General features: G+C 74.6%; 20 protein-coding genes. 12 read left to right on the top strand and 8 right to left on the bottom strand.

All coding sequences use genetic code 11. The annotated features are described in order from the left end of the window. Positions 1-231: 231 nt before the first annotated feature. Together NLX94_RS07845 and NLX94_RS07840 are read left to right on the top strand one after the other, a co-directional pair. The gene (locus tag NLX94_RS07845; RefSeq protein WP_254381850.1) at positions 232-618 is read left to right on the top strand and encodes a cupin domain-containing protein; all 387 of its coding nucleotides are present in this window, start codon (positions 232-234) and stop codon (positions 616-618) included. Positions 619-763: 145 nt separating this feature from the next. Next, a complete protein-coding gene (locus NLX94_RS07840; protein WP_254381849.1) occupies positions 764-1246 on the top strand; it encodes a hypothetical protein in 483 nt (160 codons plus the stop codon). A gap of 15 nt (positions 1247-1261) precedes the next feature. On the opposite strand, the gene NLX94_RS07835 is transcribed toward NLX94_RS07840, so the two are convergent. The 5 genes from NLX94_RS07835 to NLX94_RS07815 form a co-directional block, all read right to left on the bottom strand. Further along, positions 1262-1927, bottom strand: a complete 666-nt coding sequence (locus NLX94_RS07835; protein WP_254381848.1) for an HAD family phosphatase — start codon at positions 1925-1927, stop codon at positions 1262-1264. Continuing rightward, positions 1924-3066, bottom strand: coding sequence for an ABC transporter ATP-binding protein (locus NLX94_RS07830; protein WP_254381847.1), 1143 nt, complete (start codon positions 3064-3066; stop codon positions 1924-1926). Before NLX94_RS07830 ends, NLX94_RS07835 begins: the two co-directional genes overlap by 4 nt. Before the next feature lie 5 nt (positions 3067-3071). Continuing rightward, positions 3072-3923: an ABC transporter permease gene (locus tag NLX94_RS07825; protein ID WP_374683922.1), complete on the bottom strand. Its 852-nt coding sequence runs from the start codon at positions 3921-3923 to the stop codon at positions 3072-3074. Between the two features lie 248 nt (positions 3924-4171). Continuing rightward, complete coding sequence (locus tag NLX94_RS07820; RefSeq protein ID WP_254381846.1) at positions 4172-5080, bottom strand: ABC transporter permease subunit; 909 nt, start codon at positions 5078-5080, stop codon at positions 4172-4174. Next, positions 5080-6249 (bottom strand): ABC transporter substrate-binding protein, encoded by a 1170-nt coding sequence (locus NLX94_RS07815; RefSeq protein WP_374683915.1) that lies wholly within the window; start codon positions 6247-6249, stop codon positions 5080-5082. The genes NLX94_RS07820 and NLX94_RS07815 overlap by 1 nt, the downstream gene beginning before the upstream one ends. Before the next feature lie 270 nt (positions 6250-6519). On the opposite strand from NLX94_RS07815, the gene NLX94_RS07810 reads away from it, so the two are divergent. After that, positions 6520-7266 (top strand): GntR family transcriptional regulator, encoded by a 747-nt coding sequence (locus NLX94_RS07810; RefSeq protein WP_254381845.1) that lies wholly within the window; start codon positions 6520-6522, stop codon positions 7264-7266. Here NLX94_RS07810 and NLX94_RS07805 read toward each other — a convergent pair. Then, on the bottom strand, positions 7263-8081 hold the full coding sequence (locus NLX94_RS07805) for a reductase (protein WP_254381844.1): 819 nt from the start codon (positions 8079-8081) through the stop codon (positions 7263-7265). The two genes, NLX94_RS07810 and NLX94_RS07805, sit on opposite strands and share 4 nt — an antisense overlap. A 71-nt stretch (positions 8082-8152) precedes the next feature. Between NLX94_RS07805 and NLX94_RS07800 the strand changes: the two genes are divergently transcribed. Beyond that, positions 8153-9241 (top strand): LysR family transcriptional regulator, encoded by a 1089-nt coding sequence (locus NLX94_RS07800; protein ID WP_308402401.1) that lies wholly within the window; start codon positions 8153-8155, stop codon positions 9239-9241. After that, a complete protein-coding gene (locus tag NLX94_RS07795) occupies positions 9238-10821 on the top strand; it encodes a hypothetical protein (protein ID WP_254381843.1) in 1584 nt (527 codons plus the stop codon). Before NLX94_RS07800 ends, NLX94_RS07795 begins: the two co-directional genes overlap by 4 nt. 10 nt (positions 10822-10831) lie before the next feature. Here NLX94_RS07795 and NLX94_RS07790 read toward each other — a convergent pair whose 3' ends face one another. Next, positions 10832-11488, bottom strand: coding sequence for a hypothetical protein (locus tag NLX94_RS07790; RefSeq protein ID WP_254381900.1), 657 nt, complete (start codon positions 11486-11488; stop codon positions 10832-10834). Between the two features lie 271 nt (positions 11489-11759). Here NLX94_RS07790 and NLX94_RS07785 point away from each other — a divergent pair, with 271 nt between their 5' ends. The 7 genes from NLX94_RS07785 to NLX94_RS07755 all read left to right on the top strand — a co-directional run bounded on the left by NLX94_RS07785 (position 11760) and on the right by NLX94_RS07755 (position 19583). Continuing rightward, positions 11760-12587, top strand: coding sequence for a CoA transferase subunit A (locus NLX94_RS07785; protein WP_254381842.1), 828 nt, complete (start codon positions 11760-11762; stop codon positions 12585-12587). 1 nt (position 12588) lies between these two features. Next, positions 12589-13227, top strand: coding sequence for a CoA transferase subunit B (locus NLX94_RS07780; RefSeq protein WP_254381841.1), 639 nt, complete (start codon positions 12589-12591; stop codon positions 13225-13227). 177 nt (positions 13228-13404) lie between these two features. Next, a complete protein-coding gene (locus NLX94_RS07775; protein WP_254381840.1) occupies positions 13405-14880 on the top strand; it encodes a PHB depolymerase family esterase in 1476 nt (491 codons plus the stop codon). Positions 14881-14938: 58 nt separating this feature from the next. Beyond that, positions 14939-16360 (top strand): 3-hydroxybutyrate oligomer hydrolase family protein, encoded by a 1422-nt coding sequence (locus NLX94_RS07770; protein WP_254381839.1) that lies wholly within the window; start codon positions 14939-14941, stop codon positions 16358-16360. Positions 16361-16482: 122 nt separating this feature from the next. Next, the gene (locus NLX94_RS07765) at positions 16483-17250 is read left to right on the top strand and encodes a 3-hydroxybutyrate dehydrogenase (protein WP_254381838.1); all 768 of its coding nucleotides are present in this window, start codon (positions 16483-16485) and stop codon (positions 17248-17250) included. 68 nt (positions 17251-17318) lie between these two features. Continuing rightward, positions 17319-18041 carry an NAD(P)H-dependent oxidoreductase gene (locus NLX94_RS07760; RefSeq protein WP_308402400.1) on the top strand — a complete coding sequence of 241 codons (723 nt, stop codon included), beginning with the start codon at positions 17319-17321 and terminating at the stop codon, positions 18039-18041. 93 nt (positions 18042-18134) lie between these two features. Beyond that, entirely contained in the window at positions 18135-19583 is a 1449-nt protein-coding gene (locus tag NLX94_RS07755) for a glyceraldehyde-3-phosphate dehydrogenase (protein WP_254381837.1), read from the top strand. Between the two features lie 54 nt (positions 19584-19637). Here NLX94_RS07755 and NLX94_RS07750 read toward each other — a convergent pair whose 3' ends face one another. After that, on the bottom strand, positions 19638-22457 hold the full coding sequence (locus NLX94_RS07750) for a LuxR family transcriptional regulator (RefSeq protein WP_254381836.1): 2820 nt from the start codon (positions 22455-22457) through the stop codon (positions 19638-19640). Positions 22458-22516 lie beyond the last annotated feature (59 nt).

Here is a 22516-nt window from a genome sequence, read left to right as displayed (position 1 = left end):
CGCGTACTGGACGTACTCGGGTGCCCCGGCAGCGCGGCGAGGTGCGGTGCCGGGCGGCGCGGGCCAGGCAAGATCCGGAAGAGACGGCCTAAAGGCCCGGGAGGTCGGGACGTTCCACCCGGTATTGAGATGATGCCGGTCGTCTAAATTCGAACCGTGACCGGAAGGCCCGGTGGCCGTGGCCCCGCCCGCGCGGCGGGAGCCGCACACCAACGCGTAGAGGAACCACCCATGTTCGGCATGACCATCGACACCACCCCCGACACCGCCGCCGGCGGCCCGGCCCTGCGCCTCGACCCGGCGGGCGGTCCGTTCCGAGACCTCGCGGCCGTCCGGATCCAGGTGCCGGCCGGCGGGACGATCCCGGCCCACGCGCACGGGGCGTCCGAGCTGCTGCTCACGGGCGTCACCGGGACGGTGGAGGCCTCGTGCGGGTGCGGAGCCAAGACGGTGGCCCCGGGCACCTTCGCGATGCTGCCGGCCGGCAAGGAGATCACCCTGGTCAACCACGGCTCGGAGCCGGCGACGGTCCTCGCGGTCTTCTCGCAGAGCGAGTTCACCGAGGGGCTGCCGCGTGCGGCGGCGAAGGGCTGCGGCTGCCAGGGGCACGGCGCCTGACAAGCCAGGGCACGGGTGCCCGAACGGCCAGGGTACGGCGCCGGCCCTTCCTGGGGAGGGCCGCTCGGCCTCCCCGGGAAGACCGCTAGGTCTCAGCCCGAGGGCCGCTCTGGACGGGCCACCGGCCTGATCCCATACTTCTCCCGTGAGAACGACGGACAAGCAGCCCCGCACCAGTCCGCTGGTGCCCGACGCGGTGGCCCGGGAGATCGCCCGGCACGACTGGAACTCCGTCGAATGCGGCTGCGGCCGCCCGGCGGGGCATCTCGTGGACACCTTGTGGGACGCGGCCGAGGGGCACCCGGCCGCGTTCCGCGCCCTGGAGGGCCACGCCTTCCACACCGGCGTGCTGCGGCCGCCCGCCCCGGCGGTGTGCGGGGTGCTGATGGCCGTCTGGTCCGCCGGCCCGCCCCGGCAGCTGACGCGCGAGGCCCTGCTGTGGGCGCTGCTGCGGCTGCTCGGCGCCGAGGACGACGGCTCCTCGCACGAGGCCGGCCTGTACGGCCAGTGCGCCGCGCACATCCGCTCCGGCGCGCCCGGGCTGCGCGCCGCTGCGGCGCGGTGCCCGGGCTCCGAGACGGCCGCCTACGCGGAGGGCATCCTGAGCCTGCTCGACCTGGCGGTCTGAGCTCCGCCCACCCCGTCAGACCCCCAGCGGCGCGACCAGGCAGGCCCGCAGGGTGGCCGGAGTGACCTCCGTGAGGGAGGGCGCGAAGGTGCGTACCGGCGAGGCGGGGACCTCCAGCAGGGAGGGGACCACCAGCACTCCGCAGCCGGCCGCCTCCGCCGAGGCCGCGCCGTCCGGGGAGTCCTCGACGGCCACGCACCGCCACGGCTCCGCGCCGAGGCGGGCGGCGGCGGCCCGGTAGGGATCGGGGTGCGGCTTCGTCCGTGACGTGTCGTCGGCGGACAGGGTGAAGGCGAAGGGCACGTGGGCCAGCGAGCCTCCCACCACCGAGTCCACGACCACCCGCGGCGAGGCGCTGACCAGCGCGAACGGCAGGCCCTCCGCCTCCAGGGCGGTCAGCAGCCGCTGCGCGCCCGGCCGCATCGGCGCGCCTTCCTCGACCCGGGCGAAGAACGCGTCGGTCAGGACCCGGGCCACCTCCCGCACGTCCCCGGCGCCGGAGACCCGTACGAGGTGCGCCGCGGTGTCCTCCACCGCCCGGCCGACCACCTCGGGCGCGTCCGCGTCGGTCAGTTCGTGGCCCAGGCCGGCGGCGGTCTCCGCGGTGGTCCGCCACCACAGCACCTCGGTGTCGACGAGGGTGCCGTCCATGTCGAAGAGAACGGCGGCGAGTTCGGTCATGAAGCATCCCCTGGGGCTGTGGCGGTGGCCGTGGCGGCCGTGGTGGCGACGACGAGGACGGGGCGTTCGGCCAGTCCCACGGCCGCCCGTGCGCCCGGTACGAGCGCTCCGGCCTCGCGCGAGGGCAGGTCGGCCTTGATCCGGCTGCCGTCGGGCAGATCCAGGTGGAGCCGGGTCACCGCCCCGAAGAAGGAGGCCGATACGACGGTGGCCGCCCCCTCGGCGCTGTCCGGAGCCGCCGTCACCGTGATGTTCTCAGGTCGTACGAGCACCTCGACGTCCGGGGTGGAGGGCACCGGGCCGTCCACCGGCAGCCGGGAGCCGGCCACCTCCACCGTGCCGGAGCCGGACAGCCGTCCGGGGAGCCGGTTCATGGTGCCGACGAACTCGGCGACGAAGGGGGTCGCGGGCCGCTCGTACAGCTCGGCCGGGGCGGCGCACTGTTCCAGGCGGCCCGCGTTGAGCACGGCGACCCGGTCGGCCATGGACAGCGCCTCCTCCTGGTCGTGCGTGACGAACACGGTGGTGATGCCCAGGGAGAGCTGGAGGCGGCGGATCTCCTCGCGCAGACCGGACCGCACCTTCGCGTCGAGCGCGGAGAGCGGCTCGTCGAGCAGCAGGACGCGGGGGCGCAGGGCGAGGGCGCGGGCGAGCGCGACGCGCTGCTGCTGGCCGCCGGACATCTGGTGCGGGTACCGGTCGCCGTGGTCGGGGAGGCCTACCAGGTCGAGGAGTTCGGCGGCGCGCTCGCGGCGGGCGGCCGCGCCGACCTTGCGGACGCGCAGGCCGAAGGCGACGTTGTCGCGGGCGTTGAGGTTCGGGAAGAGGCTGTACGACTGGAACACCATTCCGGCGTCGCGGCGGTTGGCCGGGACCCGCGTGATGTCCTGGCCGTCGAGGAGGACTTCGCCGGAGTCGGGCTGTTCGAAGCCGGCGACGACGCGCAGCGCGGTGGTCTTTCCGCAGCCCGACGGGCCGAGCAGGGCGACGAGTTCGCCGGGCTCGATGGTGAGGTCGAGTCCGTCGAGGGCGACGGTGGAGCCGAACGCCCGGCGCAGACCACGGAATTCGACGCGCGCTCCGCCGGGTGCCGTGTCGCTATCCGCGGGCTTCCTGGCCTCGGGAAGGGTGAGGGACATGCGGGTCAGGACTCCTTGCGGAAGGTGCGGGGGATGCGGGAGGTACGGGAGTTGCGCGAGGACCCGGGGGCCACGGTAGCGGGGGCGGTTCCGGCCCGGGAGAGGAGGAGCAACAGCAGCCAGGTGATGAGGAGGCTGAGGACGGAGACGGCCACCGACATGCGGGCGTGCGCTCCCGAGATCGACACGATCCACACGGCGAAGGGCTGGAAGCCGAGGAGCGAGGCGATGGTGAACTCGCCGAGGACCAGGGCCAGCGTGAGGAAGGCGGCTCCGGCGAGGGCGGCCCGCAGGTTCGGCAGGATCACGCGCAGGACCACGTACGGCCAGCTCGCGCCACAGCTGCGGGCCGCTTCGACCAGGGTCGGGACGTCGACGGCGCGCAGTCCCGCGTCGAGGGAGCGGTAGACGAAGGGCAGGGCGAGCACGGTGTACGCGAGGACCAGGACGAGGGGGAAGTCCGGGTTCTGGACGGCGAGGAAGGTCTGGTAGAGCGGGGTCCGGGAGAGGTGCTCGGGACCCCAGCGCAGCACCGTGGTGATCCCGGTGACCAGGGCGATCGGCGGCACCACGAGCGGCATCATGCACATCACCTCCACGACCGGGCGCAGCCGCGGCGAGCCGATGCGTACGGCGACCAGCGCGGGCACGGCGAGGAGCAGCGAGGCGGCGATGGTCGCGGCGGCGAGGCCCAGCGAGAGCAGCAGGCTCTCGGTGAACCCTTCGGCGCCGAGCAGCTGGGTGTACGCCTCGAAGCTGATGCCCTGGCCGGGGACGTGCACGGTGAACACGAAGGAGGCGAGGAGCGGGAGGAGGAAGTACGCGCCCGCGAGCGCGAGCACCGCTCCGCGCCACACCCGGGGCCGGGCGCGGAGCCGGCGCGGGGCGCGGGGCGCGGGCTCCTGCCGGTCCCGCTGCCGGTCGGGCTGCCCGGTCCGGCCCGCAGGGGCCGGACCGGCGGCCGTGCCGGCCGTGGGGTCCGTGGCGGCCGTGGGGTCCGTGGCGGCCGTGGGGTCCGTGGCGGCCGTGGGGTCCGAGCCGGCCGTAGGGGCCGTGGCGCTCGAAGCGGCCGGGGACGCCCCGCCTTCGGGGGCGGGCGTCGGGGTCATCGCAGCCATCGGGCGCTCCGTCGCTGGAGGGGCAGGTAGACCGCCATGACCAGGCCGGCGATCACGATCATGTCGAGGCCGAGGGCCAGGGCCACGTTCTCCTGGCCGGTCAGCACGTTCCCGGACAGGGCGTCCGCGATCTTGAGCGTGACCAGGGGGACGGAGCCGCCGACGAGGGCGGCGGCCGTGGCGTGCGCGGCGAAGGCCGTGCCGAAGAGGAGCACGAACCCGCCGAGCAGGGTGGGTGCGAGGACGGGCAGGCCGACGTGGCGCCAGAACTGCCCTGTGCTCGCCCCGCTGTTCTGGGCGGCCTCGCGCCACTGCGGGCGCAGCCCGTCCAGCGCGGGGACGGTGACCAGCACCATCAGCGGGGTCAGGAAGTAGAGGTAGACCACGGTGAGGCCGGTGAAGGAGTAGAGGTTCCAGCCGAGGCCGGTCAGGTCGGCGAGCTGGGTGACGACCCCGGCGATCCCGACGGTGGCGATGAACGCGAAGGCCAGCGGGACCCCGCCGAAGTTGGCGAGCACGCCCGAGGCGGTCAGCGCCGCTCCGCGCAGGGCCCGGGAGGGCGAGGTGACGACGGCCTGCGCGATGAGGACGCCGAGCACCCCGGCGACGAGCGCCGTGAGGGCCGAGAGCTGGACGCTGCCGGTGAGCGAGCCGAGGTAGGGCCCCTGGAGGGAGCGGGCCAGGTGCTCGCCGGTCACTTGGGTGGCGCCGCTGACCGGGTCGGTACGGGTGACCGCGCCGAAGGCGATGGCGCCCAGCGGGACGCCGAAGCAGAGCCCGGTGAAGGCGAGGAGGGGGAGGGCGGCGAGCCAGGTGCGCGGGCCGCGCCGCCGGCGGCGGGTGGTGCTGCCGCCGGCGGTCCCCGTCGAGTGGGGGGTGGTGGAGGAGGCGGACATCAGCTGAGGGCCTTGTCCCACTTCTCGGAGAGGGTGGCCTTGGCCTTGTCCAGCTCGGTGGAGGCCGGGAAGGACGGGGTGCCCTGGACCTGCGGGAGCTTGGTGACGGCTTCCTTGTCGACGGTGCCGTCCTGGGTCATGGCGGGCAGCAGCACGGGGCGGGCGTAGCCCCCCAGCCAGAGGTTCTGACCCTCGGTGCTGTACAGGAACTCCATCCACAGGCGGGAGGCCGCCGGGTGCGGGGCGTCCTTGTTGATGGCCTGCGAGTAGTACTGGGCGTAGACGCCGTCGGTGGGGATGGCCACCTTCCAGTCGACGCCCTTGCCCTTGAACTGCTCGGCGTAGCCGGCGTTCAGGTAGTCCCAGTCGATCGAGATGGGGGTCTCGCCCTTCTCGACGGTGGCCGGGGTGGACTCGACGGGGATGAAGTTCCCGCTCTTCTTCAGCTGCCCGAAGAAGTCGATGCCGGGCTGGATGTCCGCGAAGGAGCCCTTGTTGGCGAGGGCCGCCGCGTAGACGCCGCCGAAGGCGGAGCCGGACTTGGTCGGGTTGCCGTTGAGGGCGACCTTGCCCTTGTACTCGGGCTTGGCCAGGTCGGCGAAGGACTGCGGGCAGTTCGGGATGCGGGCGGCGTCGCAGCCGATGGAGACGTAGCCGCCGTAGTCGTTGTACCAGCGGCCGTCCGCGTCCTTCTGGGCGGCGGGGATCTTGTCCCAGGCGGTGACCTTGTACGGGGCGAAGAGGTTCTCAGCGGCGCCGCTGCGGGCGAAGGCGATGCCGAGGTCCAGGACGTCGGGGGCGCGGGTCTGGCCCTTGCGGGACTTGACCGCGGCGATCTCGTCGGCGCTGGAGGCGTCCGGGTTCTCGGCGTTGATCTTGATCTTGGGGTACTTCGCCTGGAACGCCTTCTGGATCTCGCCGTAGTTCGCCCAGTCGGCGGGCAGCGCGATGACGTTGAGCTCACCCTCCTTCTCGGCGGCCGCGACGAGGCCCTCCAGCCCGCCGAAGTCGGCGACCGAGGTGGCGGCGCCCGGCTGGGTCTTGTTCTTGCCGTCGCCACCGGCGGAGCCGGCGGACTGGTCGGGTGCGGCGCCGCACGCGCTGAGCGTGGTGAGCACGGCGGCACTGAGCAGAACGGCCGCACCGCGACGGGCGGAGGAACTGAGCACGGTCTCTCCCGGAGACTGGATCCTTGGCAGGGGTTCACTTGTCTGAACAAGTTGGCTCCAGTTCGCCCTGGGGCACTGTACGGACGGTGAACGGCGGCTGTCGCGCGGTGCACGACTCGAGGAAGACCGGGATTGGCCGGATCCGATCGTGACTGCAGACCCGCATGATGATCTTCAGACCCCGGTCGCCCTAGGCTGGCGAGCACAGTCACGACGGGCATCACCACTGGCGGGACGACACCACTGACGACACGGGGAGGCGGGAGCGGCATGGGGACGGTGCGGTATCTGGAGATCGCCGAGGCGCTGCGCCGGTCGATCCTCTCCGGCGAGTACCCGGTGGGTGCCCAGCTGCCCTCGGAGAGCGATCTGGCGGCGCGCTGGTCGGCCTCCCGCGGGACGGTCCGCCAGGCCGTGGCCACGCTCGCCGCGGAGGGGTTGATCGGCTCCCGGCAGGGGGCCCGCAGGATCGTCCTGCGCCACGAGCGCAAGCACAGCTTCGGCGAGCTCAACAGCTTCGCCCAGTGGGCCGAAGGCGTCGGCCACCAGGCCGCGAGCCGGTTCCTGTCGCGCACCCGCCGCCCGGCCACCGCCGAGGAGGCCGACCGGCTGGCCCTGCCGCCCGGCACGGAGATCCTCGCCGTACTGCGGCTCCGGCTGCTCGACGGGGAGCCGACGATGGTCGAGCGGACGGCCTACGCGGACTGGGTGGCGGCGGCGGTCGAGGCGATGCCCGAGGACTGCCGCTCGGTGATGGACGGGCTCGCGAACGAGTCCGGGATCGTCGCCCACTACGGGGAACACCTCATCGACGCGCTTCCCGCCGGCAGCGAGGACGCCCGGCTGCTGGAGATCCGCCGGGGGAGCCCGCTTTTGCGCCAGCGGCACGTCTCCGCGACCCGCACGGGCCGCCCGATCGAGTGGTCCGACGACCGCTACCGGGCGGGAAGCGTCACCTTCAGTGTGAACAACTCGGCAGTAGCAACTCCCTTGGAGCGCCGGGCCGGGGACCGCTAAGTCGTCTCCCCGATGGCATCCGGGAGCCAGTCCTCGATCCGGCCGAAGCGGAAGCCGAGGGCGGCGGCCCGGCCGTTGTCCATCGCGTAGGCGCGGTCGAAGGAGAAGGGCGAGGCCTCGGACCCGGCCGGTACCGTCCGCAGGCGCGGCGCCCGGCCGACCCGCTCGGCGACGGCCTGCGACAGGCCGAGCACGTCGAGTTCCCCGTGCGAGGCGGCGTTCACCGGCCCGGTGAAGGCCTGTTGCCCGGCCCAGTGCAGGAACCCGGCGATCTCGTGGTGGTGGATGAAGGAGGTGGGGTACGGGGCTTCGTGCACGGCCACCGGAACCCCTGCGCCGATCCGCTCCACGTAGTGCGCGAGCCGGCCGGTGAACTCCGCGCGCCCGCCGCCGAGCACGTGCGCGGTGCGCACGGCCACGTGGCCGAGGGCGGGCTCCGCCCCCAGGACCTCCTCGGCCCGCCGCTTGCCCTCGGCGTAGGCGCGGGCCTCCGGGGTGGGCGGCGCGGGGTCGTGGACCTCGATCGTCGAGGTCATCACGTACCGCCCCGTGCGTCCGGCGAAGACCCGGCGGGCGGTCTCCGCCTGCCCGGGCGTGTAGCAGACCTGGTCGAAGACCACGTCGAAGGTGCGCTCCCCCAGGGCCGCGCGGAGCCCCGCTTCGTCCTCCCGGTCGGCGATCAGGTGGCCGACGCCCCGGGGCGGGGCGGCGGAGCCCCGGTTGAGGACGGTCACCTCGTTGCCGGCGTCCCGCTCCAGGGTGACCAGGTGCTTTCCGAAGTAGCGGCTTCCGCCGATGACGAGAATCTTCTTCATGTCCGGGACTCTGCCGCTGTACCGTCGCCAGCGGAACTACCGGAATGCTGTTCGCGTCGTAAGGGAAACTGATGATCGATGTGCAGCGGCTGCGCGTCCTGCGCGCCGTGGCCGAGCACGGCAGCTTCAACAAGGCCGCCGGGGCGCTGCTCCTCACGCCCTCGGCCGTGTCCCAGCACATCGCGGCGCTGGAGCGGAGCCTCGGCCACCCCGTCGCCGTGCGCAGTACGCGCGGGATCACGCTCACCGAGCCGGGCCGGCTGCTGGTGGAGGCGGCGGAAGCGGTGTCGGCCAAGCTCGACCGGGTGCGCCACGAGATCGACCGGGTCACGGCCGAGCGCCCGCGGCTGACGGTCGCCACCTTCGTGAGCGGCGGCCGGAGGCTGCTGCCGGGCGCGCTCGCCCGGTTCGTCGCGGACCGTCCGGAGGTGGAGCTGACGGTCCTGGAGGCCGAGCCGGAGGAGGCCGTGCCCATGGTCCGCTCGGGCGCCGCCGATCTCGCGCTGACCTACCACTTCGACGGGCCGCTGCCGCTGGGGCCGGAGGCGGCGCTCGACTGGCTGCCGCTGATGGAGGACCCGCTGGCGCTGGTCCTGCCCCCGGGGCACGCCTTCGCGGAGCGCGCGTCGATCGCTCCGGCCGAACTCGCCTCCGAGCGCTGGGTGCTGGGCTGCCTCAAGACCGAGGCGTACCTCCGCCGGTACGCGGAGCGGGCCGGTTTCACCCTCCGGGTGGCGGCTTCCACCACGGACTACTTCTTCGCCCGCTCCCTCGTCGCGGCGGGCGTCGGCGTCGCACTGATCCCCCAGGTCGCACTGGGGCAGTGGGCCGGGGCCGAGGCCGGGGCCAGGACCGGGGCCGGGAGCGGGACCGGGACCGGGGCCGGGGCCGGGAGCGGGACCGAGAGCGGGAGCGGGAGCGGGGCCGGGAGCGGCAGCGGGGCCGGCAGCGGGGCCGAGGCCGAGGACAGGGCCGGCGATCCCCGCGGCGTGGCCGGGGATCCCGGGGCAGGGGCCGGGGATCCCGGCGGTGTCGCCGTCGTGCCGGTCGAACCCCCTTGCCCCGCACGGCACATCGGCGTGCTGTCGCCGCGCCGGCGCCGCCCGCATCCCCACGCCGCGGCCCTGACCGAGGCCCTGGCCGGGGCGGTCCGCCCGTGATCCCGCTCCTGTGCGGCCTCGCCGCGAATCCGGCCCTGCCCGCCGACCTACTCGACCGGCTCACCGGCCTCGCGGGCCGCGTCCCCGATCCGGACGGGGAGCTCGCCTGCGCGCTGGCCGAGCGCACCGACCTCACCTCCGGCCAGGTCAGGGCCCTGGCCGCCAACGAGTCGGCGGCGATCCGGCTCGCGCACGCCGGGCAGCTGGATCCCGCCGGCGTGGACCCGCTCGACCGGCCCCCGGTGGCCCTCGCCCTGCTCGACGAGGGGCTCGGGCTGCCCGAGTGGGCCCGGGTGCTCGCCGCCCATCCCGACCGGGAGACCCGCCGTCAGCTCGCCTCCCGGCCCGGGCTGCCGCTCGACGTCCAGGAGACACTCGCGGCGGATCCGGACGTGTCGGTCGTCGCCGAACTCGGCCTCTGGACCACCGATCCGGCTCTCGCCGCCCGCCTGGCGGCGCACCCGCACGCCGAGGTCCGGATGGCGACCGCGCTCAACGAGGCGGTCCCGTCGGCCGCCCTGGCCGCGCTGATCACCGGGGAGGGGCTCGCCCCCGCGCTGTCCTGCCTGGTCTGCGACCGCGAGGAGATCCCGTTCACGCACGATCCCCACTGCCCGCGACGGGACTGCGAACTGCCCGGCGGAGCCGCCTGTGCGGGCGGCCACGAGTCCACCGTGCACGACACGCTCCAGCGTGCCGCGCGCAATCCCGCCACCCCCACCGGGGTCGCGGCCGCCCTGGCCGGCCACCCGTCGATGCTCGTCCGCTGGGCGCTCGCCGAACGGACCGACCTGCCGCAGGAGTTGTACGCCCGACTGGCCGCGGACCCGATCCCGGCCGTCCGGCTGGAGGTCGCGGGGAACCCGGCGCTCGGCGGGCCGCTCATCCGCGCGATGGCCGGGGACGCAGCCAGGGACGCCGGTGTGCGCCGCGTGCTGGCCGACCACCCGAACGTCCCGCTCGACGTGCTCGCGGAGCTGTCCCGGACGGTCCGGCTCACCGGCAGACCGCTGCCGAGGGTCGCCGCCGCCACCCCGAGCGAGCTCGCCGAGCTGGCCGCCTCCCCGCACGCCGCGGTACGCGCACTGGCGGCCCGGAGCCGGAGCCTTTCGGCGGAGGTGCGCGACGCCCTGGCCGGGGACCCTGATGCGGCCGTCGTCGCATGCGTCGCCCCGCACCCCGGCCTGTCCGGGGTCAGGCTGCGCGCGATGGTGGCACGGCACGGCGTACGGGTCCTCGCGCGGGTCGCGGCCAACCCGGACGCGTCACCCGCCCTGCTGACGGACCTGGCCCGGCACGATCCGCCCGTGCGGCGCGCCCTCCGGGAGATCGCCGTACACCCGAACGCCCCCGAGGCCGCGCTGCTCGCGTGCCTGTCGGAGCCCAGGGCCCGGGCCGATGCCGCACGCCGGCCCGCCCTGTCCGCGCCCGTCCTCGCGGACCTCCTCGCGCACGGTGCACCGGAGACGGCCGGGGCCGCGGCGGCCAACCCGTCGCTCCCCCGGGCGGCGATGGCGGAACTGCTCGTACGCGCTGAAGCGGAGGCGGAGGCAGGACCGGACGCGGGACGGACCTCGTAGCCGTGGCCGGTCAGTGTGCGGCGGGCAGCGTGGCCTCCAGCAGGGTGGGCTGCTCGCCCTGCTCGACCTCTACGGGGATGCCGCCCGTGGCCTTCTCCAGCAGGGCCTTGAACGCGGCGGAGGCGGCGCCCGCCTTGTTGGTGGTGACCTCCACGACCGCGCCGCGGGCGGCGGCGGTGCTGTAGAGCGGGAATTCGGCCTTCAGCCCGACGAGTTTGTCGGCGGCGGCCTGGAGCGTGCGCTGCGAGTACGGGCTCAGGTACAGGTCGGCCCGTGCGGGGTCCGCCTCCGGGTCCGCCGCGTGCGCGGCCTCCACCAGGAGCCGGCCGCGGGCGAGGTCGGTGACGCACAGGGCGACCCGGCCGGCCGGATGGTCGGTGATCTGGCTGGAGTAGATGTCGGCGAAGGCGCCCTCGCCCTGTGCGCCGATCGCCGTCGAGAGCCGCTCGCCCTCGGGGGTGTTGGCCGGGGTGCCGTCGATCAGCGTCGGCGCCGCCTGCGGTCCGGTGAGGTCGGCCTCCGGGCATGCCCCGGCCGTCTTGGCCGGGGCGGCCTGCCCGGGCTGGACGGCCTTCCCGCCGGGGTCGACCGGGTCGGCCACGACCGCGTTCCCGCAGCCGGTGAGAAGCAGTACGGCCGCGACGGCCACGGCCGCCTTCGCCCTCACAACCCGCAGGCCTGTATCGGTGGTTCGACGCACCATCTGTCCCCTTCGTTCTCCGGTGCCGGATCGGCAGCACGACTGTGACGTACCCGCCGCCCCGCCGGTTCCCCGATTCCGCCCCCGGCTCCGGGACCACACAGCCGGGGGGTCCGGTGTGTGTCCGGCGGCCATGGCCAGGGCGGGCCGGCGGTTCCTAGGGTCGGTCGGGCCGGCCCGACCGCGCCGGCCCGTTCGGGTGGCCGGCGGCCACGGGCCGGACGGAGGAGGGTGTGCGATGGGGCTGGACAAGGAAGTCGCCGACGCGGCGGGGGCGGTGGCGGACATCCCCGCCGGAGCCTCGCTCGCGGTGGGCGGCTTCGGCCTGTGCGGGGTGCCGGGCGTGCTGATCGGCGCGCTGCTGGAGCGCGCCGAGGTACGCGGCCTGAACGTGGTGTCGAACAACTGCGGGGTGGACGACTGGGGTCTGGGGCTGCTGCTGCGCGAGGGCAGGATCGCCCGCATGACGAGCTCGTACGTGGGCGAGAACAAGGAGTTCGCCCGCCAGTACCTGAGCGGCGAACTGGAGGTGGAGCTCGTCCCTCAGGGCACCCTCGCCGAGCGGCTGCGGGCCGGCGGCGCGGGCATCCCGGCGTTCTACACCCCGGCCGGGGCCGGTACGCAGGTGGCGGAGGGGGGCCTGCCGTGGCGCTACCGCGCCGACGGGGGCGTCGCCGTGGCCTCGCCGCCCAAGGAGCTGCGCAGTTGGGGCGGCCGGGAGTACCTCCTGGAGGAGGGCATCACCACGGATTTCGCCCTGGTGCGGGCGGCGGCCGGGGACCGGCACGGCAACCTGGTCTTCCATTCCTCGGCACGCAACTTCAATCCCCTCGCCGCCATGGCGGGGCGCGTCACCATCGCCGAGGTGGAGGAGCTGGTCGAGCCGGGAGAGCTGGATCCGGACAGTGTCCATCTGCCCGGCGTCTTCGTCCAGCGGGTGGTCCGCGTGCGGCCCGGTGATCCGGCGGCGGAGCGGCGCGTCGAGCGCCGAACGGTCCGGACGGCAAGCACGGTCGGGGCCGTCCCGGTGGCCTCCCTCCTCCCCGAGCAGCAAGGCGGCGTGTGACATGGCTCTGACGCGTGAGCAGATGGCGGCCCGCGCCGCCCGCGAGCTGACGGACGGTACGTACGTGAACCTGGGGATCGGCCTGCCGACCCTCATCCCCAACCACCTGCCGCCGGGGGTCGAGGTGGTGCTCCAGTCGGAGAACGGCATCCTCGGCGTGGGCCCGTACCCTGCGGCCGACGGGGTGGACCCGGACCTGATCAACGCGGGCAAGGAGACGGTCACGGTCCGGCCGGGCGCCTCGTTCTTCGACTCCGCGCTGTCCTTCGGCATGATCCGCGGCGGGCACGTGGACGCGGCCGTGCTGGGCGCCATGCAGGTGTCGGCCGCCGGAGACCTGGCCAACTGGATGATCCCCGGGAAGATGGTCAAGGGGATGGGCGGCGCGATGGACCTGGTGCACGGCGCGCGCAGGGTGATCGTGCTGATGGAGCACACCGCCAGGGACGGCACGCCGAAGCTCGTGGAGCGGTGCACGCTGCCGCTGACCGGGCGGGGCGTCGTCCAGCGGGTCATCACCGACCTGGCGGTCCTCGACATCACCCCGGAGGGGTTCCTGCTCCGCGAACTGGCTCCCGGGGTCTCCCTGGACGAGGTCCGCACGGCGACGGAGGCGGAGCTCGGGGTGGCGGCCATCTGAACGGCGGGCCGTTAGCAGCGGGCGGGGTCTCCCGCAACCCTCGCGGACCGGTCAAGCGGGGTTCCGACTGTGGCGGTCCACGCCATGCCGCGGCCGGGCGGGCCGCTCCTACGGTGGCGGGCACCGCGGGCCCCGGACGACGGGCCCGCCCCCTGCCCGCCGCCTCAGGGAGCCGCCATGTCCTTCCGCAGCAGACCGTTCCGCACCCGGGCCCTCGCACGCCTGCTCGCCCTGGTGCTCCTGGCCGTGGGCGGGGTGGTGGCCGGTCCCGCCGCCCCGGCCGCCGCGGCCGTCACGCTCCAGCGGGTCACCGCCTTCGGGGCCAATCCCGGGCAGCTCTCCATGTACGTCTACCGCCCGGCCTCCCTCCCCGCCGAGCCGCCCGTGGTGATCGCCCTGCACGGCTGCACCCAGAACGCCCAGACCTACGCGGACAACTCCGGACTGCCCGAACTCGCCGACCGCGACGGGTTCCTGGTCGTCTTCGCGGAGACCAGCTCCGCGAACAACCTCAACAAGTGCTTCAACTGGTTCCAGGCCGCGGACAACCGGCGCGGCCAGGGCGAAGCCGCGTCCATCCGGCAGATGGCCGCCCACGCCGTCTCCGCCTACTCCGCCGACCCCGCCCGCACCTTCGTCACGGGCCTGTCGGCCGGCGGCGCCATGACCTCCGTGATGCTCGCGGCCTACCCGGACGTGTTCGCGGCCGGGGCGGTGATCGCCGGGCTGCCCTACGACTGCGCCAAGGGCGGCAGCCCCTACACCTGCATGAACCCCGGGGTGGACAAGTCGCCCGCCGCCTGGGCCCAGTTGGTCCGCGACGCCCATCCTTCGTGGACCGGCCCCTGGCCGCGCGTCGCGATCTGGCACGGCGACGCCGACACCACCGTCGTCCCCCGCAACGCCGACGAACTGCGCGACCAGTGGACGGCCCTGCACGGGATCCCGCAGACCCCCACCCGCACCTCCGTCATCGGGCCCGACGCGACCCGCCAGGAGGAGTACGCGGCGACCGACGGCACGGTGGTCGTCGAGGTGGACCGGGTCCCCGGCATCGGGCACGGCACCCCGGTGGATCCGGGCTCCGGTCCCGGACAGTGCGGGCACACCGGGGCGGCGTACTTCCTCACCTCGATCTGCTCCGCCCACTGGATCTCGAAGTTCTTCCACCTGGACGGCTCCACGCCCGACCCCGACCCGGATCCCGGCACCCTGCCCGCACCCTCCGGTCTGGCCGCCTCCGCCGTCGGCGACTCCTCCGTCACCCTCACCTGGGACCGGGTGCCCGGCGCCGCCGACTACGCCCTCTACCGGGACGGGGTCCAGGTCGCCACCCCGGCCGGCCCCCCGCACACCGACGGCGGCCTCGCCCCCGGTACGGGCCACACCTGGACCGTGGCAGCCCGCGACGGCACGGGAACGCCCGGGGCCCGCTCCGCGCCGCTCACGGCGAGCACGACCGGCGCGCCCGCGGCGTGCTGGAAGGCCGACAACTACCGGCAGGTGCAGGCGGGCCGGGCCACCACCGACGGGAGCTACGCCTACGCCAAGGGCTCGGGACAGAACCTGGGCCTCTACAACCTCTACGTCACCCACACCTTGAGGGAGGCGCCCGCCGGCTACTACGTCATCGCCGACGCCGGCTGCCCCTGAACCGCCCCCTCCCTTCCCCCGCAATCCCCCGTTCCCGTACGCCCTCTGGAGGCTTCCCGTGCCACCGGCCATCCGTCCCTTCACCTCCACCGCCACCGCGGCCGTCGTCCTCCTGGCCTCGGCCCTGCTGGCGCTCCCCGCTCCCCCGGCCGCCGCCGGCGGGGCCGACGCGCACTGCGCCCGCCTCGCCCGGCTCCACGTACCGGGAGCCGAACACCAACAGGCGGATTGCCTGGACGAGTTGACCACGGCGGGCACCGTGGCCTCCGGGCACACCGATCCCGCCGACTGGGCCGGCCTCACCCCCAAGGACCTGTCCGTCCCGACCGGTGTGCCCGGCATCCAGATCGACGGCTACTTCCCCGACACCGCCGCCCCGGCCGCCGTCCCCAACACCAACCACGGCTGGAACCACGACGCGCAGTTCGTGATCCGGCTGCCCGACCGCTGGAACGGCGGACTCGTCGTCGCCGGTTCCCCGGGCGTGCGCGAGCAGTACGCCAACGACCGGGCCATCGGCGACTGGGTGCTCGCGCGCGGCTACGCCTTCGCCGCCACCGACAAGGGCAACACCGGGGTCGCCTTCCATCGCGACGGACGGACTCCCGGGGACGCCGTCGCCGAGTGGAACACCCGGGTCACCGAGCTGACCCGGGCCGCCCGCGCGGTCGTCGCGCAGCGCTACCGCCGGGCCCCGGACCGCACCCTGGCGACGGGCATGTCCAACGGGGGCTACCTCGTGCGCTGGCAGCTGGAGAACCACCCGGAGCTGTACGACGGCGGGGTGGACTGGGAGGGCACCCTGTGGCGGGCCGACGGCCCCAACCTGCTCACCTTCCTGCCCCCGGCCCTGACCGCCTACCCCGCCTACGCGGCCGGCGGCCCGCAGGCCGGGCCGGCGCACCAGGCGATGCTCGCCGCCGGTTTCCCGGCCGGCTCCGAGTTCCTGTGGCCCTTCCACCACAGCTACTACTGGGACCTCACCCAGCGGATCTACCGCGAGGAGTTCGATCCGGGCTTCGACGGTCCGGCCGAGGCCGGAACCCCCTTCTGCGCGCCCGGCACCCCGGCCTGTGACGCCGACTACGCCTACGCCGACCGGCCGGCGGAGGTCCGCCGCGCGGTCCAGCGGATCGGGCTCACCGGCCGGATCGGCAAACCGCTGATCACCCTGCACGGCACCCTCGACGTGCTGCTCCCCATCTCCCGGGACTCCGACGTCTACGCCGAGATGGTCCGCCGGGCCGGCCGCGGGAGCCTGATGCGCTACTACCGGATCGAGGGCGGCACCCACGTGGACTCGCTCGTCGACTCCTTCCCCGACCGGCTGCGCCCCCTCACCCCCTGCCACCGCGCCGCCTTCACCGCCCTGGAGGAGTGGATCGGCCGCGGGGCGCGGCCACCGCTCGGCCGCACCGTGCCCCGGGATCCGGCGGCCACCCCCGCGACCCTGCTGACCAGCTGCCCGCTCGGCGCCTGAGGACGCCCGCGCCCCGCCCCGTAGACCGCCGGCCCGCATGGTGGCCGGCTCCATACGGGCGGCGCCGAGTGTGGGGTGCGGCACCGTGGGCGCCACCCGCGGCCCTCCCTACGCTTCCGGCCATGACGAGCGAACTTCCTTCCCCCACCGGTCTGCTCCGGCGCGTCGCCCTGGTGACGGGCGGCGGCAGCGGCATCGGCCGGGCGTGCGCGGTGGCCCTGGCCGAGGCCGGGGCCGTCGTGCACGTGGCCGACATCGACGCGGCGGCCGCAAAGACCGTCGCCGGCCTGGTCGGCGGGCACGCCCACGCCGTGGACCTGGCCGATCCCGCCGCCGTCGGGGAGCTGCCCGCCGCCGTCGACATCCTGGTCAACAGCGCCGGGCTGCAGCACGTCGCCCCGATCACCGAGTTCCCGCCGGAGCGGTTCGCCCTGATCCAGCAGGTGATGGTCACCGCTCCCTTCCTGCTGCTGCGCCACGTGCTGCCGCACATGTACGCCGCCCGCTGGGGCCGGGTGGTCAACATCTCCAGCGTGCACGGGCTGCGCGCCAGCGCGTACAAATCGGCCTACGTGGCCGCCAAGCACGCCCTGGAGGGGCTGAGCAAGGTCACCGCGATCGAGGGGGCCCCGTACGGGGTGACCAGCAACTGCATCAGCCCCGGCTACGTCCGCACCCCCCTGGTGGAAGGGCAGATCCTGGACCAGGCCGCCGCCCACGGCATCGACGCCGGGGACGTGCTCTCCGAGGTGCTGCTGACCCGCTCGCCGATCAAGCGGCTCATCGAGCCCGAGGAGGTGGCGGCGGCCGCCGCCTGGCTGTGCGGTCCGCACACCGGTTACGTGACGGGCACCTCGCTGCCCCTGGACGGCGGCTGGAGCGCCAACTGACCCCGTCCGGGTGACAGCCCGTGCGCCGCTCCGCGCGGCCCCCCGCCGGGTCCCGTACGGTCCCGCACGTGACCGATGCGAACCAGCCCCAGAGCCCGAAGTTCCCGACGGATCCGGCCGCCCCCGCCGCCCCGGACGCGACCACGGGATCCGAGGCGCTACGGGTCCTCGTCCTCGCGGGATCCTCCCGCGAGGGCTCGGTGAACGCCCGGCTGGCCGCGCTCGTCGCCGGCCAGGTCGAGCGGTCGGGCGCCGTCGCCGACCTCGCCCGGATCGGGGACTTCGTGATGCCCACCTACGACGGTGACGACGAGCAGGCCGGCGGCCAGCCCCCCGGTTCCGCCGCCCTGCGCGAGCGGCTGCTCGCCGCGCAGGCCCTGGTGATCGCCTCGCCCGAGTACAACGCCTCCGTGCCCGGTGTGCTGAAGAACGCCGTCGACTGGGTGTCCCGGTTCCGGCCGCAGCCCTTCAAGGACAAGCAGACCCTGCTGGTCTCCGCCTCCCCGTCGATGGTCGGCGGGAACCGGGGGCTCTGGGCGCTGCGGGTCCCGCTGGAACACCTCGGGGCCCGGGTGTACCCCGACATGTTCAGCCTCGCCATGGCGCACTCGGCCTTCGGCGAGGACGGGGAGCTGACCGACGCGGGGCTGCGCGAGCGGCTGGCCGACACGGTCGACTCCTTCCTCGCGCTGGCCGAGGCGGACACCCGTTACCTGTGCCTGCAGCGCCGCTGGTACGAGTTCCTGGGCGACGAGAGCAATGCCCCCGTGACCCAGCGGACCGAGGGCTGAGCGAGGGCTGAAAGGATGCCCAGGGGGTGCTTGAAGTCCCGAATCGGGCACGGGTTAGCATATGAGCGCCGCCTAGCTCGAAAGATATGATCTGTGACTGTCAAAGACGACGACTCGTTCACCAACTGGAAGAACCGCGAGGAGATCGCGGAGTCGATGATCCCGATCATCGGGAAGCTGCACCGCGAGCGGGACGTCACGATCCTGCTCCACAGCCGCTCCCTGGTGAACAAGTCCGTGGTCAGCATTCTCAAGACCCACCGCTTCGCCCGGCAGATCGACGGCGAGGAGCTCTCGGTCACCGAGACCCTGCCGTTCCTGCAGGCGCTCACCACGCTGGACCTCGGTCCCTCGCAGATCGACCTCGGCATGCTCGCCGCGACGTACGCGACCGACGAGCGCGGCCTCTCGGTGGAGGAGTTCACCGCTCTCGCCGTCGCCGGTGCCACGGGTGAGAACAAGATCGAGCGCGGCGAAGGCCGCGACGTCGTCCTCTACGGCTTCGGCCGCATCGGCCGCCTCGTCGCCCGCCTGCTGATCGAAAAGGCCGGCTCCGGCAACGGCCTGCGCCTGCGCGCCATCGTCGTCCGCGGCGGCGGCGAGGCGGACCTGGTCAAGCGCGCCTCGCTGCTGCGCCGCGACTCGATCCACGGCCAGTTCCAGGGCACGATCACCGTGGACGAGGCGACCAGCACGATCGTCGCCAACGGCAACGAGATCAAGGTGATCTACGCCAACGACCCGTCCGAGGTCGACTACACGGTGTACGGGATCAAGGACGCCATCCTGATCGACAACACCGGCAAGTGGCGCGACCGCGAGGGCCTGTCCAAGCACCTGCGCCCCGGTATCGACAAGGTCGTCCTGACGGCTCCGGGCAAGGGCGACGTCCCCAACATCGTGCACGGTGTCAACCACGACACGATCAAGCCGGACGAGCAGATCCTGTCCTGCGCCTCCTGCACCACCAACGCGATCGTCCCGCCGCTCAAGGCCATGGACGACGAGTACGGTGTCCTGCGCGGTCACGTGGAGACCGTCCACTCGTTCACGAACGACCAGAACCTGCTGGACAACTACCACAAGGCCGACCGTCGCGGCCGCTCCGCGCCGCTGAACATGGTCATCACCGAGACCGGCGCCGCCTCCGCCGTCGCCAAGGCGCTGCCGGACCTCAAGGCGCCGATCACCGGCAGCTCGATCCGCGTCCCCGTCCCGGACGTCTCGATCGCCATCCTGAGCCTGCGCCTGGGCCGTGAGACCACCCGCGAAGAGGTCCTCGACTACCTCCGCGACGTCTCGCTGCACTCGCCGCTCAAGCGCCAGATCGACTTCACCACCGCTCCCGACGCGGTCTCCATGGACTTCGTCGGTTCGCGCCACTCCTCGATCGTCGACGCGGGCGCCACCAAGGTGGACGGCGACAACGCCATCCTCTACCTCTGGTACGACAACGAGTTCGGCTACTCCTGCCAGGTCATCCGTGTGGTCCAGCACGTGTCCGGCGTCGAGTACCCGACCTACCCGGCTCCGGTGGCCTGATCCTCCGAGGCCCCGCAGGACCGATCCACCGGACGCCCCCGGAGTGACCCCAGGTCACTCCGGGGGCGTCCGTGCGTCCCGGCCCGGGGCCGCGGCGGCGCGGGCCGCCGCGAGCTGGGTGCGGGAGCGCACGCCGAGCTTGCGGTAGACGCGGCTCAGCATGCCCTCGACGGTCTTCACCGAGATGAACATGTGCTGGGCGGCCTGCTGGTTGGTGGCCCCCTGGCAGATGAGGTCCGCCAGGCGCGACTCGGACTCCGTCAGCCTGCTCGCGCCCGGTGCCGGGCCCGCGGCCTGCCCCGGTCCGCCCGCCCGGTCGAGCAGCTCCCGCGTGAGCTCCTGCCAGGGGCGGGCGCCGGTGTCGTCGAAGACGGCCCGGGCCGCCTCCCAGGCCGCGCGGGCGGCCGCCTGGCGCCTGCGGGCCCGCTCGACCCGGCCCAGGGCGAGGAGCGTACGGGCCTGCTCCAGCGGGAGCCCCAGCTCTTCGAAGGCGGCCGCCGTGCGGTGCAGCAGGCCGCTCGCCTCCTCCACTTCGCCGCCGCGGGCCAGCAGGATCCCGTGGGCGCGGTCCAGCGCCGCTCCCGGCCCCGAGCCGGCTCCGGCCGTGCCCGCGGCGGGCCGGGAGCGCTCCAGCAGGGCGCGGGCCAGGTCGGTCCGGCCCGCGCAGGTGAAGGCCTCCACGGCGTCCGGCTGCCAGCGGAACATCCCGGGGTCCGCCGAGGGGACGTGCCGCTCGGCCTCGGCGACGGCCGTGAGCGAGGCCACGGCGCCGTCGACGTCCCCGGTGTGCAGCTGGACCGCGCCCCTGACCCAGAGGTTGCGCGACACGTACAGTCCGTCACCCTCCTCCTGCGAGGCGCGGGCCCCGCAGGAGGCGGTGCGCAGGGCGGCCGCGAAGGATCCGGCGGCGCTCTGCGTCAGCGCCGCGGTGTACCAGGCGGGGCCCATGGACAGCCCCGCCCCGGTGGACAGCCGTACGGCCTGATCGGCCCAGGCGAGCGCCGGGGCGCAGGCCCCGAGCCGGGTGTCGACCTCGGCGAGGCTGCGCCAGATGTCCACCAGGTCCTCGGCGTCGCCCTCGTGCTCGGCGAGGGCCAGCAATTCCAGGAGCCGTTCGCGCGCTTCGGCCAGCCGGTCGTCGAAGACGGCGTGCCGGGCGGCGAGGTACTGGGCGCTGTTGCGGATCCCGGAGTGCTGGGCCGGGATCCCCAGGGCGAGGGCCTCGGCAAGGGTGCCCGGTGCGTCGGCGGTGCCGAGGACGCGTTCCATCCGGGCGCGCATGGTCAGCGCGGCCGCCCGCAGGGCGCGGTGCTCGCCGCCGGCGGCGAGTTCGGCGGCCCGGCCGGCCGCGCGCAGGGCCCGCTCCGGGGCCGCGTGGGCGACGTTGGCGGCGATGGCCGCGCGGAGTTCGACGGCGGCGAGGAGGCCGGGCCGGCCGGCCGCCAGTTCCCGGCAGCGCGCGAGCAGCGGTTCCAGATCGGCGACGGCCTGGCCGTGGGCGTCGACCACGGCGAGCAGCGCGGTGACCTGGTCGGTGGGCTCGGCCCTGCTGGCGGTGAGGGCGTCGGCCGCCTGCCGGGCGATGTCGACGGAGCCGGCGCAGGCCGCCTCCTGGGCGGCGTACGAGAGCCTGCGGATGCGCGGGGCGGAGCGGGCCGGCGGGGTGATCTCGGCGGCGAGGAGGAACAGTTCGGCGGCCAGGGCCCGTTCGCCGGCCTCCTTGGCGGTGGCGGCCGCGGTCTCGGTGTCCTCGGCCAGTCCCTGGTCGGGCAGGTCCGCGGCCAGGGCCCGGTGGCGCACCTCGTGGACGGGATCCCCGACGGCCCGTGCCAGCGTCAGGTGGGCGGCCGCGCGCAGGGGCCTGGCCCCGGAGCGGGCGGCGGCCAGGGCCAGGGCCGCCGCCGTGAAGCGGACCGCGCTGCCCGGGTCCACGCTCACCACCCCGGCGGACTGCGCCTGGGCGAGGTGTTCCTCGGCGTCGGAGCGGCCCGCCCTCAGCAGGAGCGGCAGCGAGGGCCGGCTCGTCAGGGCGGCGAGCATCAGGGTGTGCCGGGCGTCCTCACCGAGCGTGGAGCGCAGCCAGGCCCCGGCCGCGTCGACGGTCGGCCCGGTCAGGGCGGGCCGGAGCCGCTGGGACGCGGGCAGCCGGGCGAGTGCCGTACAGGACACGGAGGTCAGCAGGGGGTGGCCGCCGCAGTGGCTCTGCAGGGGGCCCGCCCAGCGGGTGGGCAGGCCGTGCGCGTGGAGCAGGGCGGCCGTCTCCTCCGCGTCGAGCGGGTCCACGTCGATCTGGGCGGGATGGCCCCCGAGCAGCCGGGCGGCGGCCTGGGCCCGGCCGTGGACGCGTTCGGTGACGATCGCGGTGAGCCCGGGTGCGGCGAGGGTGCGCAGGGCGTAGCCGAGGACGTCGGCGCTGGCCGGGTCGAGCCACTGGGCCCCGTCCACGGCCAGGATCCAGCGGCCCGACGCGAGCAGCGCGGTCACCGCGAGGCGGGCGGGCAACTGCTCGGAGGCGGCGAGCGGTTCGCCGGCGGCGCGGGCGCCCCGGTGCAGGATCCGGTCGACCACCTCGTTCTGCCGGGCGGAGAGCGCCGCGAGCTGGGCCGGGCCGCAGTGGGACAGCATCTGGGCGAGCGCGCCGAAGACGTGCGCGCGGTCCTCTTCGACGGTGGTGACGCGCAGCACGGTCCGCTCCGGATCGGAGCCGGAGCCCGCGCGCCCGGTGCGCAGCACGTCCTCCAGGACGGTGGTCTTCCCCGCGCCCCAGGGGCCGGCGAGCGCCACCCGCCCCTCGCGCTCCAGCACGCCGGCGGCGTGTGCGGCCGCGGCCGGCGCGGGCCTGTCGGGGAGGGCGGGGTCAGTGTCTGCCGTCACGAGGAGGCACCGTAGGCGGCGCCGGTTCCCATGACAACGCCGGGCACGGCCAGCCCGCG

Source organism: Streptomyces sp. TBY4 (genome assembly GCF_024213195.1).
In the GTDB taxonomy this organism is placed as follows: domain Bacteria; phylum Actinomycetota; class Actinomycetes; order Streptomycetales; family Streptomycetaceae; genus Streptomyces.
This window is presented reverse-complemented; position numbering and strand designations above follow the sequence as displayed.